This window comes from Streptomyces sp. MST-110588 (assembly GCF_022695595.1).
In the GTDB taxonomy this organism is placed as follows: Bacteria; Actinomycetota; Actinomycetes; order Streptomycetales; family Streptomycetaceae; genus Streptomyces.
Genome location: NZ_CP074380.1, coordinates 2,182,498 through 2,199,209 on the forward strand (window position 1 = coordinate 2,182,498; position 16,712 = coordinate 2,199,209).

11 protein-coding genes and 4 pseudogenes are annotated in these 16,712 nt (G+C 71.2%); 3 read left to right on the plus strand and 12 right to left on the minus strand.

Features of this window, described 5'->3' with window-relative positions; genetic code table 11:
• Window positions 1-59 precede the first annotated feature (59 nt).
• Both pruA and KGS77_RS09510 read right to left on the minus strand, forming a co-directional pair.
• The gene (gene pruA / locus KGS77_RS09505) at window positions 60-1,691 is read right to left on the minus strand and encodes an L-glutamate gamma-semialdehyde dehydrogenase (protein WP_242580243.1); all 1,632 of its coding nucleotides are present in this window, start codon (window positions 1,689-1,691) and stop codon (window positions 60-62) included.
• A gap of 139 nt (window positions 1,692-1,830) precedes the next feature.
• A complete protein-coding gene (locus KGS77_RS09510; protein WP_242580244.1) occupies window positions 1,831-2,757 on the minus strand; it encodes a proline dehydrogenase family protein in 927 nt (308 codons plus the stop codon).
• A 209-nt stretch (window positions 2,758-2,966) separates the two neighbouring features.
• Between KGS77_RS09510 and KGS77_RS09515 the strand changes: the two genes are divergently transcribed.
• The 3 genes and pseudogenes from KGS77_RS09515 to KGS77_RS09525 all read left to right on the plus strand — a co-directional run.
• Entirely contained in the window at window positions 2,967-4,298 is a 1,332-nt protein-coding gene (locus KGS77_RS09515) for a helix-turn-helix domain-containing protein (RefSeq protein WP_242580245.1), read from the plus strand.
• A 62-nt stretch (window positions 4,299-4,360) separates the two neighbouring features.
• A pseudogene (locus KGS77_RS09520) lies at window positions 4,361-4,633 on the plus strand (DUF523 domain-containing protein); the annotation flags it as partial.
• A 159-nt stretch (window positions 4,634-4,792) separates the two neighbouring features.
• Window positions 4,793-4,975, plus strand: a pseudogene (locus KGS77_RS09525) (DUF523 domain-containing protein); the annotation flags it as partial.
• A 20-nt stretch (window positions 4,976-4,995) separates the two neighbouring features.
• On the opposite strand, the gene KGS77_RS09530 reads toward KGS77_RS09525, so the two are convergent.
• The 10 genes and pseudogenes from KGS77_RS09530 to KGS77_RS09575 all read right to left on the minus strand — a co-directional run bounded on the left by KGS77_RS09530 (window position 4,996) and on the right by KGS77_RS09575 (window position 16,549).
• Window positions 4,996-5,562 carry a CGNR zinc finger domain-containing protein gene (locus KGS77_RS09530; RefSeq protein ID WP_242580246.1) on the minus strand — a complete coding sequence of 189 codons (567 nt, stop codon included), beginning with the start codon at window positions 5,560-5,562 and terminating at the stop codon, window positions 4,996-4,998.
• Between the two features lie 81 nt (window positions 5,563-5,643).
• A complete protein-coding gene (locus KGS77_RS09535) occupies window positions 5,644-7,278 on the minus strand; it encodes an ABC-F family ATP-binding cassette domain-containing protein (RefSeq protein ID WP_242580247.1) in 1,635 nt (544 codons plus the stop codon).
• Window positions 7,279-7,642: 364 nt separating this feature from the next.
• Complete coding sequence (locus KGS77_RS09540; RefSeq protein ID WP_347404461.1) at window positions 7,643-7,840, minus strand: hypothetical protein; 198 nt, start codon at window positions 7,838-7,840, stop codon at window positions 7,643-7,645.
• 95 nt (window positions 7,841-7,935) lie between these two features.
• The gene (locus KGS77_RS09545) at window positions 7,936-9,009 is read right to left on the minus strand and encodes an alpha/beta hydrolase (RefSeq protein WP_242580249.1); all 1,074 of its coding nucleotides are present in this window, start codon (window positions 9,007-9,009) and stop codon (window positions 7,936-7,938) included.
• A 278-nt stretch (window positions 9,010-9,287) separates the two neighbouring features.
• Window positions 9,288-9,566, minus strand: a complete 279-nt coding sequence (locus KGS77_RS09550; protein WP_242580252.1) for a hypothetical protein — start codon at window positions 9,564-9,566, stop codon at window positions 9,288-9,290.
• A 259-nt stretch (window positions 9,567-9,825) separates the two neighbouring features.
• Window positions 9,826-10,740, minus strand: a complete 915-nt coding sequence (locus KGS77_RS09555; protein ID WP_242580254.1) for a PRC and DUF2382 domain-containing protein — start codon at window positions 10,738-10,740, stop codon at window positions 9,826-9,828.
• Between the two features lie 344 nt (window positions 10,741-11,084).
• Window positions 11,085-12,676 (minus strand): annotated as a pseudogene (gene serA, locus KGS77_RS09560) (phosphoglycerate dehydrogenase).
• 275 nt (window positions 12,677-12,951) lie between these two features.
• Window positions 12,952-13,950: a ketol-acid reductoisomerase gene (gene ilvC, locus KGS77_RS09565; RefSeq protein WP_242580256.1), complete on the minus strand. Its 999-nt coding sequence runs from the start codon at window positions 13,948-13,950 to the stop codon at window positions 12,952-12,954.
• A gap of 153 nt (window positions 13,951-14,103) precedes the next feature.
• Window positions 14,104-14,628 carry an acetolactate synthase small subunit gene (ilvN, locus tag KGS77_RS09570; RefSeq protein WP_242580259.1) on the minus strand — a complete coding sequence of 175 codons (525 nt, stop codon included), beginning with the start codon at window positions 14,626-14,628 and terminating at the stop codon, window positions 14,104-14,106.
• Window positions 14,629-14,675: 47 nt separating this feature from the next.
• Window positions 14,676-16,549: pseudogene (locus tag KGS77_RS09575) on the minus strand (acetolactate synthase large subunit).
• Window positions 16,550-16,712 lie beyond the last annotated feature (163 nt).

Here is a 16,712-nt window from a genome sequence, read left to right on the forward strand (position 1 = left end):
CGCGACGGCCCGGCGCCTCCCCGAAAGGAGTGCCGGGCCGTCGAGCGGGCTTAAGGGCCTCAGCCCATGTGCGGGTAACGGTAGTCCGTCGGCGGGACCAGGGTCTCCTTGATGGAGCGGGTCGAGGTCCAGCGCATCAGGTTCTGCTTGGCGCCCGCCTTGTCGTTGGTGCCCGAGGCCCGGCCGCCGCCGAAGGGCTGCTGGCCGACGACGGCACCGGTGGGCTTGTCGTTGATGTAGAAGTTGCCGGCCGCGAAGCGCAGCTTCTCGCAGGTACGGGCCGCCTCGGCGCGGTCCTGGGCGATGACGCAGCCGGTCAGGCCGTACGCGGAGGCCGACTCCATCTGCTCCAGCATCTCGTCGTACTTCTCGTCGTCGTAGACGAAGACGCCGAGGATCGGGCCGAAGTACTCGTCCTTGAAGATCTCGTTGTCCGGGTCGGTGGAGACCAGGACGGTAGGGCGCACGAAGTAGCCCTCGCTGTCGTCGTACGTGCCACCGGCCACGACCTCTATGGTCGGGTCGTTCTTGGCGCGCTCGATCGCCGCCTTGTTCTTGGCGAAGGCCCGCTCGTCGATGACGGCGGACATGAAGTTCGACAGGTCCGCCGGGTCGCCCATGGTCAGCCCGTCGACCTCGGCCGCGAACTCCTCCTTGAAGCCGGAGTTCCAGATCGAGGCCGGGACGTACGCGCGGGAGGCCGCGGAGCACTTCTGGCCCTGGAACTCGAAGGCGCCACGGGTCATGGCGGTCTTCAGCACGGCGCGGTCGGCGCTGGGGTGGGCGACGATGAAGTCCTTGCCGCCGGTCTCACCGACCAGACGCGGGTAGGTCTTGTACTTCTCGATGTTGGTGCCGACCGTCTTCCACAGGTACTGGAAGGTCTTGGTCGAGCCGGTGAAGTGGATGCCGGCCAGGTCGGGGTGGTTCAGGGCCACCTCCGAGACGTCCTTGCCGTCACCGGTGACCAGGTTGATCACGCCCTTGGGCAGCCCGGCCTCCTCCAGCAGCTCCATGAGCAGCACGGCGGCCAGCGTCTGGGTCGGCGAGGGCTTCCACACCACGACGTTGCCCATCAGGGCCGGCGCGGTGGGCAGGTTGCCCGCGATGGCGGTGAAGTTGAAGGGCGTGATCGCGTAGACGAAGCCCTCAAGAGGACGGTGGTCGGAGCGGTTCCACACGCCGGGGGCGTTGACCGGGGGCTGCTCGGCCAGGATCTGCCGCGCGAAGTGCACGTTGAAGCGCCAGAAGTCGACCAGCTCGCACGGCGTGTCGATCTCGGCCTGCTGGGCGGTCTTGGACTGGCCGAGCATGGTGGCCGCGGCCATCGTCTCGCGCCAGGGGCCCGCCAGCAGGTCGGCGGCCTTGAGGATGATCGCGGCGCGGTCGTCGAAGGACATCGCGCGCCACGCGGGGGCCGCCGCCAGCGCCGCGTCGACCGCGTCCTTGGCGTCCTGGACGGTGGCGTTGGCGTACGTGCCGAGCTTGGCGGAGTGACGGTGCGGCTGCACGACGTCGAAACGCTCGCCGCCGCCCATCCGCTTGACGCCGCCGATGGTCATCGGCAGGTCGATCGGGTTGCCGGCCAGCTCCTTGAGCTTGGCCTCCAGACGGGCGCGCTCCGGGGAGCCGGGGGCGTAGGTGTGGACCGGCTCGTTGACCGGCACGGGGACCTGGGTGACGGCGTCCATGGTGGCCGTGTCTCCTTCGATCTCGGTTCGTACGGGGGAACCCCGCGGGGGGAACCGGCGCCGCGGGGGCGACGGCGCGGGCCGTCCGCGGGGACGGTGCCACCGGCTCCGGGGGAGCGGATCCGGTGGCGGGGGCGGGTCAGCCGCGGGTGGCCAGCGAACGCAGGAAGAAGGCCAGGTTCGCCGGGCGCTCGGCCAGGCGCCGCATGAAGTATCCGTACCAGTCCGTACCGTACGGAATGTAGACACGCATGCGGTGACCCTCGGAGACCAGCCGCTCCTGCTCGGCCTCGCGGATGCCGTAGAGCATCTGGAACTCGTACTCGTCCAGCTTGCGCCCGTGGCGGTGGGCGAGGTCCTGGGCTATCGCGACCATCCGCGGGTCGTGCGAGCCGATCATGGGGTAGCCCTGACCGGCCATGAGGATCTTCAGGCAGCGGACGTACGCCTTGTCGACCTCACGCTTGTCCTGGAAGGCGACGGTCGCCGGCTCCTTGTACGCGCCCTTGACCAGGCGCACCCGGGAGCCTTCCCCGGCGAGCGCGTGGCAGTCCTCCTCGGTGCGGAAAAGGTAGGACTGGACCACGGCGCCGGTCTGCGGGAAGCGCTCACGCAGCTCGGCCAGGATCGCCAGCGTGGAGTCGACCGTGGTGTGGTCCTCCATGTCCAGCGTGACGGTCGTGCCCGCCTCGGCGGCGGCCTCCACGACCGGGGTGACGTTCTTCAGCGCCAGCTCGTGACCGCCGGTGAGCGCCTGCCCGAAGGCGGAGAGCTTGACAGACATCTCGGCGCGCACGCCCAGGTCCTCGGCCTTGAGGGTCTCGGCGAGCTGGAGGTAGGCGTCGCGGTTGCGCAGCGCCTCGGCCGGGTCGGTGATGTCCTCGCCGAGGTGGTCGAGGGTGACCTCCATGCCGCGCGCGGCCAGGGACCGGACGGCCGCCATGGACTCGTCGAGCTGCTCGCCGGCGACGAAACGGTCCACCACGGGCCGGGTGACGGGGGCTGCTGCGACGATACGGCGGATGCTGTCGCTGCGGGACGCGGCGAGGAGCACGGGACCCAGCATGGGGCACCTCCACGATTCAAGATGACAGATGCCGGGCGTGCGCCGGGCAGGCGGGCGCGACGGCAAGATGAGCCACCTGAAACTTAAGGATCTCGCCATCCTGCGGCCATCGACACCTGTCACGCCTTCGTGGCCGGGATCTCAGACAGATGTATGACAATGGCGGGGGGACCACCGAAACACGAGCGGCCGGAGAGGAACGAGGGCGGATGCGAGGCGATTACCAACAGCTCGTGGACGAGATCTCCACGGCGCTCGGCGCGCCCGCGACCCTTGAGGACCGCGACTTCGGCCTGATCGCCTTCGGTGCGCACGAGGGCGAGGACGAGTCCGTGATGGACCCCGTACGGACCCGGTCGATCCTCCAGCGGCGCTCGACGGCGGCGGTACGGGCCTGGTTCGAGGGGTTCGGCATCGCCCGCGCCACCTCGGCGCTGCGCATCCCGCCCGACCCGGCGGCCGGTGTCTTCAAGGGCCGGATCTGTCTGCCCGTACGCCACCGCGGCTATGTGCTCGGCTACGTCTGGCTGCTGGACGACGGGCACCTGACCGACCTGGAGCTGGGCGGCTCCTCGGCCCCGCCCGACCCGCGCATCGAACAGGCCATGGAGACCGCCGCCCGGATCGGCGCCCTGCTGGCGGCCGAGGCGCGGGCCGGGGCCGAACTCGGCGACCTGCTCCGGGAGCTGCTGACCGCCCGGCCTGCCGGACGGCCGGCCGCCGCGGGCGCACTGCGCGAGGCGCTGCGGGCCGGTACCGACATCCCTCTGACGATCGTCGCGGTGACGCCATGGGACGCCACGGACGCGGGGAGCGCGCCCCTGCCCACCGTCCCGGGCCTGCTCGCCGCGTGCACCCTGCCCGTCGGGAGCGGCGGGGACACGGACGGTACGGGGGCGGACGCCGGTGCAGCCGCCTCCGTGCGAACCCGCTCCGGCAGCCCGGCCCAGGCGCTCGCCGCGCTGGTACGGCTGCGCTCCCCCGGCTCCCTCGGCCCGGCCCGTACGGTCGCCGAGCACCTGCTGCGCTCCCCGCGCGCGGGCGCCGCCGCCCCGGCCGGCGCGCGGTCCGCCACCGGCCCCGTCCCGTCCCCCGCAGCGGTCCGGCCCCCGAACGGCGGCGCCCGCCCGCTGCCCGTTGCCGCCGGCCTCGCCGTGCCCGTACGCGAACCGGCCGCCCTCCCGGCGAGCTGGCGGGAGGCCCTGGCCGCGGCCCGGGCGGCACGGGCCGACCCCAGGCTTGGCCCGGTCGCGGAGTGGGACGCCATCGGCTCGTACCGGATGCTGACCGGCCTCCCGGCGGCCGGACCGGACGAGGTGGTACGCCCCCTGCTGGCCCCCGCCCACACCGAACTGGCCCGTACGGCCGAGGTGTTCCTTGACTGCGCGGGCCAGGCCGGACGCACCGCCCAGATCCTGGGCGTCCACCGCCAGACCCTCTACTACCGCCTGGCACGGGTGGAGAAGCTCACCGGCCTGGACCTGGACGACGGCGAGGACCGGCTGCTGCTGCACATGTCGTTGAAGACGGCGCGGCTTTGAAGCCGGCGCTGCATTGAAGACGGTGCTGCATTGAAGCCGGCGCGGCGTGGTTGGCTGGTGGCATGGAAGCAATCCTGGTCAGCGCGTGTCTGCGCGGGGTGCCGTGCCGGTTCGACGGGCAGCACAAGGCGTCTTCCGAGATCGCGGAGGCAGTGACGGGCCGCGATGTCGTCTCTTTCTGCCCGGAGGTGGCGGGCGGGCTCACGACACCGCGGCGGCCCGCGGAGATCGTGGGCGGCGACGGGCACGACGTGCTCGACGGGACCGCACGGGTCGTCGAGGACACCGGACGTGAGGTGACGGCGGAGTTCGTGGACGGAGCACGGCGTGCCCTAGGGCGCTTCTGATGGATCTCCGCGGCCTCGCGACGCCCGGCACGCACCCTCGCCGCACGGCGCAAAGGGACAGGTGGCTCCGCCACATGACCCTTCACACCGCACGCCGAGCGCACGCACCGAACACCGCTCCGTCTTCCACGGAGATCCATCAGAAACGCCCTAGCGGCGGCGCGGCAAGCAGGCTGCACGGAGGCCCTGTTGATGCCGCGCAGTCCGTCGTGCGGACGGGGTGTGGTCTACGACGGGTCGTTCGCCGGGGAACTGGTGCCAGGAGACGGGGTGACGGCGGCGCTGCTTGAGCGGAACGGGATCACCGTGCGGCCCGCCCCCGGAGTGTGAAGCGACCCCGGCCGGCCGCCTCAGCCTGCCACCGGCGTGCTGACGGCGGTCTTCCTGCGGGCGCGGTACGCGGCGGCCTTGATCTTGTTGCCGCAGGACTCCATGCCGCACCACTGGCGCCGTCCGCCGCGTGAGCGGTCGATGTAGACGCGGGTGCACTCGGGGTTGCCGCACTCCTTGAGCAGGGGCACGTCCGGGCCGCCGAGCAGTTCCACGGCGCGCCGGGCGACGGCGGACAGCGCCTCGCGCTGCGTCGCCGCCGTCCAGCGGCCCAAGTGGGTCAGCCGCGGCGCCGCGGGCGCCGGGCCGGCCGCGTCGTTGAGCACGGCCAGCGCCGTTTCGTCGAAGTCCACGCCGAGGCGGCGGGCCGTGATCAGCTCGTAGACGGCCTCGCGTACGGTTCTCGCCCGCTCCACGTCGGCCTGCCGGGCGGGCGAGACGGAGTCGACGAGGCCGGACTCCACGTACCAGGCGTCCAGGCGGGCCGGTGTCGCGAACATCTCGAACCGCGTCGTACGGCGTGCCCGGAGCGTGGCCGCGAAGTCCAGGGCCGGATCGCCGCACACGAAGACATGATCCAGGTTCACCTCACCATCCTGGCGGGTGTCCAGGGCGCTCGCAAGGATCGCCGGTCCGCACCGTGGGCCGTCCCCCGCCGGCGCGGCGGCTCAGGCGTGCGGTGCCCCCGTCTCGGTCAGCTCGCCCCCGGCGACCCGCAGCCACCGGCCGACGCCGATCCGTTCCAGGAAGCGCTCGTCGTGGCTGACCACCACGAACGCGCCGCGATAGCACGCCAGGGCGCTCTCCAACTGGCCCACGCCGACCAGGTCGAGGTTGTTCGTCGGCTCGTCCAGCAGCAGCAGTTGCGGGGCCGGCTCGGCACACAGGACGCAGGCGAGCGTGGCGCGCAGGCGTTCGCCGCCGGAGAGCACACGTACGGGCAGGTGTGCCCCGGGGCCGCGGAACAGGAAGCGCGCGAGCAGGTTCATCCGCTCCGCCTCCGGCCGGTGCGGGGCGGACACCGCGAAGTTCTCCGCCACGGTGCGGCCGGGGTCCAGCAGGTCCAGGCGCTGCGTCAGGGAGGCGATCCGCCCGTCGGCACGCTTGACGATCCCGCTGTCCGGGGCGAGGTCACCGGCGATCAGCCGCAGCAGAGTGGTCTTGCCCGCGCCGTTGGGCCCGGTGAGCGCGATGCGTTCGGGCCCGCGGATCGTCAGGTCGACGCCGTCCCCCGCGAACAGGTCGCGCTCGCCGTGGCGGACCTGCATCCGCTCGCCGAGGACGAGGGTCCGTCCGGCGGGAACGTCGGTGCCGGGCAGTTCCAGGACGAGCCGCTGCTCGTCGCGCAGGGCGCGGCCCGCTTCGTCGAGCCGGGCCTGTGCCTCCTGGACGCGGGTGGCGTGCGTCTGGCCCGCCCGGCCGGCGGATTCCTGGGCGCCGCGCTTCATGTTCCCGGCGAAGATGCGCGGCAGACCGGCGTTCTTCAGGTTGCGGGCGGCGTTGCTCGCGCGGCGCTCGGCCCGTTCGCGGGCCTGCTGCATCTCGCGCTTCTCCCGCTTCAGCTCCTGTTCGGCGTTGCGTACGTTCTTCTCCGCGACGTCCTGCTCGGCCCGTACGGCCTGCTCGTACAGGGTGAAGTTGCCTCCGTAAAGCCGCAGTTCGTCACGGCCGAGTTCGGCGATGCGGTCCATGCGGTCCAGCAGGGCCCGGTCGTGGCTGACCAGCAGCAAGGAGCCGCCGAAGTCCGAGAGCACGTCGTAGAGCTTGTGGCGGGCCTGGAGGTCGAGGTTGTTGGTCGGTTCGTCCAGCAGCAGCACGTCGGGGCGCTTGAGCAACTGTGCCGCCAGACCGAGGCTGACGATCTGGCCGCCGCTGAGTGTGGCCAGGGTCCGGTCGAGGGCGAGATGGGCCAGGCCGAGCCGGTCGAGTTGGGCGCGGGTGCGCTCTTCGATGTCCCAGTCGTCGCCGATGGTGGTGAAGTGCTCCTCCCGTACGTCACCGGACTCCACGGCGTCGATGGCGCGGATCACCGCGTCGACGCCCAGCACCTCGGCCACCGTCGGCTCGCCGGTCAGGGGGAGGGTCTGCGGGAGGTAGCCGGTCGTGCCGTGCACGGTCAACGACCCTGCGGCGGGCCGCAGTTCACCGGCGATCAGCTTCAGCAGGGTGCTCTTGCCGGAGCCGTTGGGCGCCACCAGGCCCGTACGGCCGGTGCCGACGGTGAAGGACAGGTCCGCGAAGACCGGGGTGTCGTCGGGCCAGGAGAAGGCCAACTGGGAGCAGATGACGGAAGCGTCGGACATGGGGAAACCTCGCGAGGAAAGAGGGCGGAGCGCTCCCCGGGGAAAACCGCTGCACGGAACTTGCTGAACGGAATGCGCCGAACGGAAACATCCGTACGGAGACCGCCGAGCGGAACCGGCGCGCGAAGAGCGCTGCACCTCGGACAGGAAAAAGGGGACGGCGAGAGACCACGACGGCGGCACTGCCAGAGCGCACCTGCCGGTGGTCGATCAGATCCGGGTATCACCCGGAGATGTCGTCGTCACCCACCATGCCCGGACTCCTCTACGAAAGATCACTGACGCGGACACCTTATCAGGCCCCACGCCGCCACCCGAAAGCCTTTTCCCCTCTTCCCTGCTTCCCCCTTCCTGTTCAAGCGCTTCAGAGCACCAGGTCCCACGCCAGGCAGGTAAGGACATGCCTGGCCTCGGGGTCGCCGGCGTCCCGTTCCGGGTCCCTCGGGGAGGCGGCCTTGACCTCGGTCATGTCCTCGTAGGCGATCCGCTCGGGCAGGGTGCCGAACCGCGCGTGACGCGCCGCCGAGTCACCGTCCCGTGTGCCGTGCTCCCTCATCGTCATTGCCGCTCCCTCGGTTGTGTCGTGCGCGGCTCCGCTCTCGTGCCGCGCCGGGCCTCTCGGTTGGATCACGCGCCCGCGGCGCGGTGGGTGGGCCGTCACAGGCGGTCGGCGTCGATGACGGCGCGGGCGAACGCCTCGGGTGCTTCCTGGGGCAGGTTGTGGCCGGTGTTCTTCAAGGTCCGGTGGTCGTACGGGCCCGTGAATCTGTCCCGGTACGCGCTGCCGTCGCCCGGAACCGTGAACGGGTCGCGCCCGGCATCCAGCGTGACCGTCGGCACGGTGATGACCGGCCGGGCGGCCAGCCGCTTCTCGTACGGCTCGTAGCGCCGCTCCCCCTCGGCGAGGCTCAGCCGCCAGCGGTAGTTGTGGATCACGATGGCGGCGTAGTCGGGGTTCTCGAAGGCGGCGGCCGTACGTTCGAAGGTCGCGTCGTCGAAGTCCCAGGTCGGGGACACGGTGTCCCAGACCACCCGGGCCAGGTCGTGCCGCTTGGCCTTGTCCTCCATGGCGATCCGGCCCCGCTCCGTGGCGAAGTAGTACTGGTACCACCAGGCGTGCTCGGCCGCCGGCGGCAGCGGCTGGAGATTCGCCCGGAGATCGGTGATGAGGTAACCGCCCACCGACACCAGGGCTTTACAGCGCTCGGGCCACAGCGCCGCGATGATGCCGGCGGTCCGGGCTCCCCAGTCGAATCCGGCGAGCACCGCCTTTTCGAGCCCCAGCGCGTCCATCAGGGCGATGATGTCCAGGGCGACGGCCGACTGCTGACCGTTCCTGAAAGTCCGGGAGGAGACGAAGCGCGTCGTGCCGTGGCCGCGCAGATAGGGGACGATCACCCGGTGGCCCTCGGCCGCCAGCAGGGGCGCGACCTCGGCGAAGCTGTGGATGTCGTACGGCCAGCCGTGCAGGCAGACGACCGGCGGCCCGTGCGCCGGCCCCACCTCGGCGTAGCCGGTCTCCAGCAGACCGGCCCGCACCTTCTTCAGCGGGGGAAATGCGCTGCGCACACCGGGACCGGCCATGGAGACGGCAGTCGCGCCGGCCCGCCGCTCCGTCACGGCGCGGGCATGCGCCGGCCCCGCCGCCCCCGGCACCCCTGTCAGTGTTGCGGCGACCGCGCCGCCGGCCCCCAGGCCGAGCGCCTTGCCGAACGTACGCCTGTTGATCATGTGAAGTCCTCCGTGCGTCTCCAAGTGCCGGCCTGTGACCGATCCGCGCCTCGCAGGAGTTGCCACGCGCTCCGGGGCCCGATGACCGCCGGGGCGCGCCGAACGACTATGACACGGCATCCGTCACCGGTCAAACAGGTGACGGACGCCAACTCGGCGCGCAGCACGGGCGCTTGACCGACAGGTCCGTACAGAAAAGGCCCATACGGAAACGACGCAGCGGCGCCGCTCACGGGGAAGTCGGCGTCAGTGCGGTCAAGGGCGGTGTCAGGGGCGCATCAGTGGTCGGTCGCATCGGCCTGTTCGAGGAAGTCCCACCGCTCGCACAGCAGCTTCAGCGTCTCCTCGGCCACCTCGGCCATGAAGACCGGACACAGCACCCGGTCCAGGGGAGCGCCCCGCCCCGACGACTCGACGCTGCGTTCGTACAGGCGCCGCCCGCCGCGGCTGCTCAGGATGATGCCGAACTCGGCGGCATCCGGGGCGCTGCTCGGCAGCACCGGGTGCCAGTCATGGTCACAGGCGGCACCGGCGAAGTGCGGCGGCGCCTTGTCCATCGCCGTTCATTCGGCGCTCTCGTCGGCGAGTTCGGGCAGCAGTTGAGCGAGGTCGGCGTCGCCGTGTTCCTCATGGCCGGTACGACACGCCGCCCGCATCGCGAGTTCGCTCCGGGGTGCGTGCACGCCCGCCGGATTCGTGCACATCCGCCGGGTACGTACGCGTCGGGCCCGGCCCGCACACGTTTTCGTGTGGTGGGCCGGGCCCGGTGTGCCGCTCCGGCGGGCGCGGCGCCCAACGGCGCGCGCGGCGCTCAGGTCACCGCTGCCATTCCGGGCCGGGGCCGCGGCGCCGCTCTCCTTGGTGGCCTCGCGTGCGCCGCCGCTTGCCCGTGCCGTCGTCGAACTCGGCCTGTTCCTTGCTGACCTCGGCGGTGACCTCCCGGTTCTCGGTCACCCGCTCGGTCTCCAGCCGGACCCGCTCCACCGGCACGGTCTCCTTGCTGACCACGGCCTCTTCCTCGTGGAGGACGACCTCGACCTCGCCCTCACCGATCCGCGGTGCGGTCCTGCCGCGCCGCCGGTCCTCCTCGGAGATCTTCTCGCGGACCAGCCGCGCCTCCTCGTGGGAGACCGGGACCGTACGGGTCACCTCATCGGTGACCACGTGCTTGACCAGACGCGCACGGCCGCTCTCGTGCTCCTCGGTGCCCACCCGCAGATGTTCCTCGGACAGGGTCATCTCCGGGTTCTGTTCGACCCCGCGCTCGGTGGCGCCGGCCTGTCCGCGCGCCATCGCCATGCCGGCTCCGGCGCCCGCCCCGGCCAGCGGGGCGTGTCCGGTCATGCGGGTGCGGTCCGGGGAGGCCGTTCCCGTACGGCCCAGGGGGGCGGTACCCGCCGCCGCGGTACCCGGGCGGGTCATTCCGTAGTGGCGGTACAGCTCGCGCTCCTCGGACGGTTCGAGGTGGCCGTCCGCATCGATCCGGGGCGCGTCCTTGATCTTGTCCTTGGCGTATGGGACCTGGATCTCGTCGTTCACCCGCCGTGCGCCGGCGAGCGGGACGAACGTCTCCTTCATGCCGAACAGTCCGGTGCGCACGGTGATCCACTCGGGCGCGTTGGTGGCGTCGTCCCGGTAGATCTGCTGGACCGAGCCCACCTTGTTGCCCTCCGTGTCGACCACATGGCGGCCGGTCAGGTCCTGCGGGTTCTCACCCAGGGGTGCATTCATGGCGTCTCTTCTCCTTCCGCACGCGCCGGCAGGGACACGCGCACTTCCATTGCGCGTCGCCGACGCCCGCCGGGCGACCCGGGGAGCGTGCCGATCCGCCGCGCCCACCGGCGCCGGGAGGTCTGCGGAGGGATTTACGGGAAGTGGCCCGACCGGCCGGCCTTACGCCATCCGGGTGAATCGTTGCCGGGTCACCCATCGCCCACGGTGACGCCACGACGGGGCAGGGACACGTATGGAGCCCGTACGACAGCCCGGGGCCCGTACGACCACGGAGCCCGTACGACAACGGGCCCGGACTCCGCCGCAGCGGGGACCGGGCCCGGAAAGCCGTGACCGCGTCCTCAGTCCGTGAGGTTGACCGCGCGCGCCGACGTGGCGCCGATCTCCTCGGCGATCTCGGCGAGCACCGGCGCCGGGATCGTGTCGTCGACGGTCAGCGCGACCAGCGCCTCCCCGCCCGCGTCCGCCCGCGAGACCTGCATGCCCGCGATGTTGATGCCCGCCTCGCCCAGGATCCGGCCGAGGGTGCCGACCACGCCGGGGCGGTCGCCGTAGCGCAGGAAGGCCATGTGGTCGGCGAGGGCGAGGTCGATGGAGTGCTCGCCCACCGCGACGATCTTCTGCTGGTTCTTGTTGCCGGCCAGCGTGCCCGAGATGGAGACCTCCTGGCCGTCCGCGAGCGTGCCGCGCACGGTCACCACGTTGCGGTGCTCGGCCGACTCGCTGCTGGTGGTCAGCCGTACCTCCACGCCGCGCTCCTGCGCGAACAGCGGGGCGTTGACGTAGGAGACGGTCTCGGCGACCACGTCCTCGAACACGCCCTTGAGCGCGGAGAGTTCCAGCACCTTGACGTCGTGCTGGGTGATCTCGCCGTACACCTCGACGTCGAGGCGGACCGCGACCTCACCGGCCAGCGCGGTGAAGATCCGGCCCAGCCGCTCGGCCAGCGGCAGGCCCGGCTTGACGTCCTCGGCGATCACGCCGCCCTGGACGTTGACCGCGTCCGGCACCAGCTCGCCCGCCAGCGCCAGCCGCACCGACCTGGCGACCGCGATGCCCGCCTTCTCCTGGGCCTCGCCCGTGGAGGCGCCCAGATGCGGGGTGGCCACGACCTGGTCGAACTCGAAGAGCGGGGAGTCGGTGCAGGGCTCGGTGGCGTACACGTCCAGGCCCGCGCCCGCGACCCGGCCCTCCTTCAGGGCGCTGGCGAGCGCCGTCTCGTCCACGATCCCGCCGCGCGCGGCGTTGACGATGCGGACGGTCGGCTTGACCTTGTGCAGCGCCTCGTCACCGATCAGGCCCAGCGTCTCGGGGTCTTGGGCAGGTGGACGGTGATGAAGTCGGCGACCGCCAGCAGCTCGTCCAGCGTCAGCAGCTTGACGCCCATCTGCGCGGCCCGCGCGGGCTGTACGTACGGGTCGTACGCGACGATCTTCATCCCGAACGCCGACATCCGCTGCGCCACCAGGACGCCGATCCGGCCGAGGCCGACCACGCCCAGGGTCTTCTCGCTCAGCTCGACACCGGTGTACTTGCTGCGCTTCCACTCGCCGTTCTTCAGCGCGCTGTTCGCCTGCGGGATGTTGCGGGCGGTGGCCAGCAGCAGACCGCACGCCAGCTCGGCGGCGGTGACGATGTTGGAGGTCGGGGCGTTGACGACCATCACGCCGGCCTTGGTGGCGGCGGAGACGTCCACGTTGTCCAGGCCCACGCCGGCCCGGGCGACGACCTTGAGCCTGCGGGCGGCGGCGATCGCCTCGGCGTCGACCTTGGTGGCGCTGCGCACCAGGATCGCATCGACGTCGGCGATGGCGGGCAGCAGCTCGGCGCGGTCCGCGCCGTCGCAGTGCCGGATCTCGAAGTCCGGCCCGAGGGCGTCGACGGTGGCGGGCGAGAGCTCTTCGGCGATCAGTACGACAGGTTTACGGCTCACGTGGTCTTCAGTCCTCACTTGTCCATGGGGCCCCACCCGCGCCGTCCGGGCGACGGGGGGACGGCCGTCCCGACGGCCGCAGGCGGTGAAGGGGGCAGCCGCGTGGAAGACGCACGACGCTGTGAGCCTGACGCGCTTGTGGTGTGCAGTGTAGTGGCGGACGCCGGGCCAGACCCCGCCACCGCCAAAGGATCACTCGTGCGGGCTGCCCGGCGGCGGACGACGAGGGGCGGGGTGGCCCCGGCGCGTGCCGGTGCCACCCCGCCCCGGGGGCTTTACGCCTCGTCCTCGACCCAGCTCATCAGCTTGCGCAGCTTCTTGCCGGTGGTCTCCAGCAGGTGGTTCTCGTCGGCCTTCTTGTACTCGTTGTACTTGGGCAGGCCGGCGTTGTACTCCGCCATCCAGTTGTTGGCGAAGGTGCCGTCCTGGATCTCGGCCAGCACCTTCTTCATCTCGGCCTTGGTGTTCTCGTTCACGATCCGCGGGCCGGTGACGTAGTCGCCCCACTCGGCGGTCTCCGAGACCGACCAGCGCATCTTCTCCAGGCCGCCCTCGTACATGAGGTCCACGATCAGCTTGAGCTCGTGCAGGCACTCGAAGTACGCGATCTCGGGCTGGTAGCCGGCCTCGACCAGGGTCTCGAAGCCCGCCTTGACCAGCGCCGAGGCGCCACCGCACAGGACGGCCTGCTCACCGAACAGGTCGGTCTCGGTCTCCTCGGTGAAGGTGGTCTTGATGACGCCGGCGCGGGTGCCGCCGATGCCCTTGGCGTAGGAGAGCGCCAGCGCGAAGGCGTTGCCGGTCGCGTCCTGCTCGACGGCCGCGATGCACGGGACGCCGCGGCCCTCCTCGTACTGGCGGCGCACCAGGTGGCCCGGGCCCTTGGGGGCGACCATGCAGACGTCCACGCCGGCCGGGGGCTTGATGAAGCCGTAGCGGATGTTCAGGCCGTGGCCGAAGAACAGGGCGTCGCCGTCCTTGAGGTTGTCCTTGACGGACTCCTCGTAGACCTTGGCCTGGATCGGGTCCGGCACCAGGATCATGATCACGTCGGCCTCGGCGGCGGCCTCGGCGGGGGTGACCACGCGCAGCCCCTGCTCCTGCGCCTTCACCTTGGACTTGGAGCCCTCGTGCAGACCGACGCGCACGTCGACGCCCGAGTCACGCAGGGACAGGGCGTGGGCGTGGCCCTGGCTCCCGTAACCGATGACCGCGACCTTGCGGCCCTGGATGATGGACAGGTCGGCGTCGTCGTCGTAGAACAGCTCGGCCACTTCGGGTCTCTCCTTGGATGTAGCGGGTTGCCGACACAGTACGTCGGGCGGGGCGGGAAAGGTTGCGGGGTCTTGCCGTACGGTCCGTGAGCCGCCGGGGCGGCGCGTGCGGTCTCGCGCAGACCGCAGGCCGCAGGCCGTACGCCGTACGGATCAGGCGGAGCGGTCCAGCGCGCGCAGCGACCGGTCCGTGATGGACCTGGCGCCACGCCCTATGGCGATCGTGCCGGACTGCACCAGCTCCTTGATGCCGAAGGGCTCCAGCATCTTGAGCATCGCTTCGAGCTTGTCGCTGCTGCCGGTGGCCTCGATGGTGACGGCCTCGGGGGAGACGTCCACCGTCTTGGCGCGGAAGAGCTGGACGATCTCCACGATCTGGGAGCGGGTCTCGTTGTCGGCGCGGACCTTGGCCAGGACCAGTTCGCGCTGGATCGCCGCGCCCGGCTCCAGCTCGACGATCTTCAGTACGTTGACGAGCTTGTTGAGCTGCTTGGTCACCTGTTCGAGCGGCAGCGACTCGACGCTGACGACGATGGTGATGCGGGAGATGTCGGGGTGCTCGGTGACGCCGACCGCCAGGGAGTCGATGTTGAAGCCGCGGCGGGAGAACAGCGCGGCGATCCTGGCCAGGATGCCGGGGGTGTTCTCCACCAGGACGGAGAGGGTGTGCTTGGACATGGTCTGCTTCTTCTCTCTTCTTCCTGCTTCTTCCTGCGTCCTGGGGTTCAGTCGTCTTCGCTGTCGCCGAAGTCGGGGCGCACCCCGCGGGCGGCCATGACCTCGTCGTTGGAGGTGCCGGCCGCGACCATCGGCCACACCTGCGCGTCCTCGTGGACGATGAAGTCCACCACCACCGGCCGGTCGTTGACGGCGTTGGCCTTGGCGATCACCGCGTCCAGCTCGCCCGGGGACTCGCAGCGCAGCGCCACGCAGCCCATCGCCTCGGCCAGCTTGACGAAGTCCGGGATACGGGTGCCCGCCGACGGCTGCTTGCCGTCCGCCCCGGGGCCGGAGTGCAGCACGGTGTTGGAGTAACGCTGGTTGTAGAAGAGCGCCTGCCACTGGCGGACCATGCCCAGCGCGCCGTTGTTGATGATCGCGACCTTGATCGGGATGTTGTTCAGCGCGCAGGTGACCAGCTCCTGATTGGTCATCTGGAAGCAGCCGTCGCCGTCGATCGCCCAGACCGTACGCTCCGGGCGGCCCGCCTTGGCGCCCATCGCGGCCGGGACCGCGTAGCCCATCGTCCCGGCGCCGCCGGAGTTCAGCCAGGTGGCGGGCTGTTCGTAGTCGATGAAGTGCGCGGCCCACATCTGGTGCTGGCCGACGCCGGCGGCGTAGATCGTGCCTTCGGGGCCAGTTGGCCGATGCGCTGGATGACCTGCTGCGGGGAGAGGCTGCCGTCCGCGGGCTCGTCGTAGCCCAGCGGGTAGGTCCGGCGCCAGCGGTCCAGGTCCTTCCACCAGGCGGCGTAGCGCTCCTGGGCGGCGGGGCCGGCCTGGCCGGACTCCAGCTCGGCCTGGAGGGCGACGACCAGGTCCGCGATGACCTCGCGGGCGTCCCCGACGATCGGCACGTCGGCCGCCCGGTTCTTGCCGATCTCGGCCGGGTCGATGTCGGCGTGCACGATCTTGGCGTACGGGGCGAAGGAGTCCAGCTTGCCGGTGACCCGGTCGTCGAAGCGGGCGCCCAGCGCGACGATCAGGTCGGACTTCTGCAGGGCGGTGACGGCCGCGACCGTGCCGTGCATGCCGGGCATGCCCAGGTGCTGGGGGTGGGTGTCTGGGAAGGAGCCCAGCGCCATCAGCGTGGTGGTGACGGGCGCGCCGGTCAGCTCGGCCAGCACCTTCAGCTCGGCTGTGGCGCCGGCCTTGATCACCCCGCCGCCCACGTACAGGACCGGGCGTTTGGCCGCGGTGATCAGCCGGGCGGCCTCGCGGATCTGCTTGGCGTGCGGCTTGGTCACCGGGCGGTAGCCGGGCAGGTCGGTGTGCGGCGGCCACCGGAAGGTGGTCTGCGCCTGGAGGGCGTCCTTGGCGATGTCCACCAGGACCGGGCCGGGGCGGCCGGTGGAGGCGATGTGGAACGCCTCGGCGATGGTCCGCGGGATCTCGGCCGGGTCGGTGACCAGGAAGTTGTGTTTGGTGATCGGCATCGTGATGCCGCAGATGTCCGCCTCCTGGAAGGCGTCCGTGCCGATCGCCTTGGAGGCGACCTGCCCGGTGATGGCGACCAGCGGGACGGAGTCCATGTGGGCGTCGGCGATGGGGGTGACGAGGTTGGTGGCGCCGGGTCCCGAGGTGGCCATGCACACCCCCACCTTGCCGGTGGCCTGGGCGTAGCCGGTGGCCGCGTGGCCCGCGCCCTGCTCGTGGCGGACCAGGACGTGCCGCACCTTGGCGGAGTCCATCATCGGGTCGTACGCGGGAAGGATCGCACCGCCGGGAATGCCGAACACGGTGTCGGCCCCGACCTCTTCGAGCGAACGGATCAGGGACTGCGCACCCGTTACGTGCTCAACGATGGTGGTCTGCTGAGATCCGCCGGAATGACGGGCCCGCGGCTGTGGATGGTGGGCCCCGGAGTCCTGCTCGGTCATCTGCGTCTCTTCTCGAAGCTGAGGGTTTTGGGGGGATGTGCGGGGTGGTGGTGCAACAAAAAACCCCTCGTGCCGTGAGGCAAGCGAGGGGAGCGCGCCGGTGGGGGTCGCTGGGCTTCGTGCGGGAGCCCGGCTTCAGCCGACGCGCTTTCCAAGTACGAGA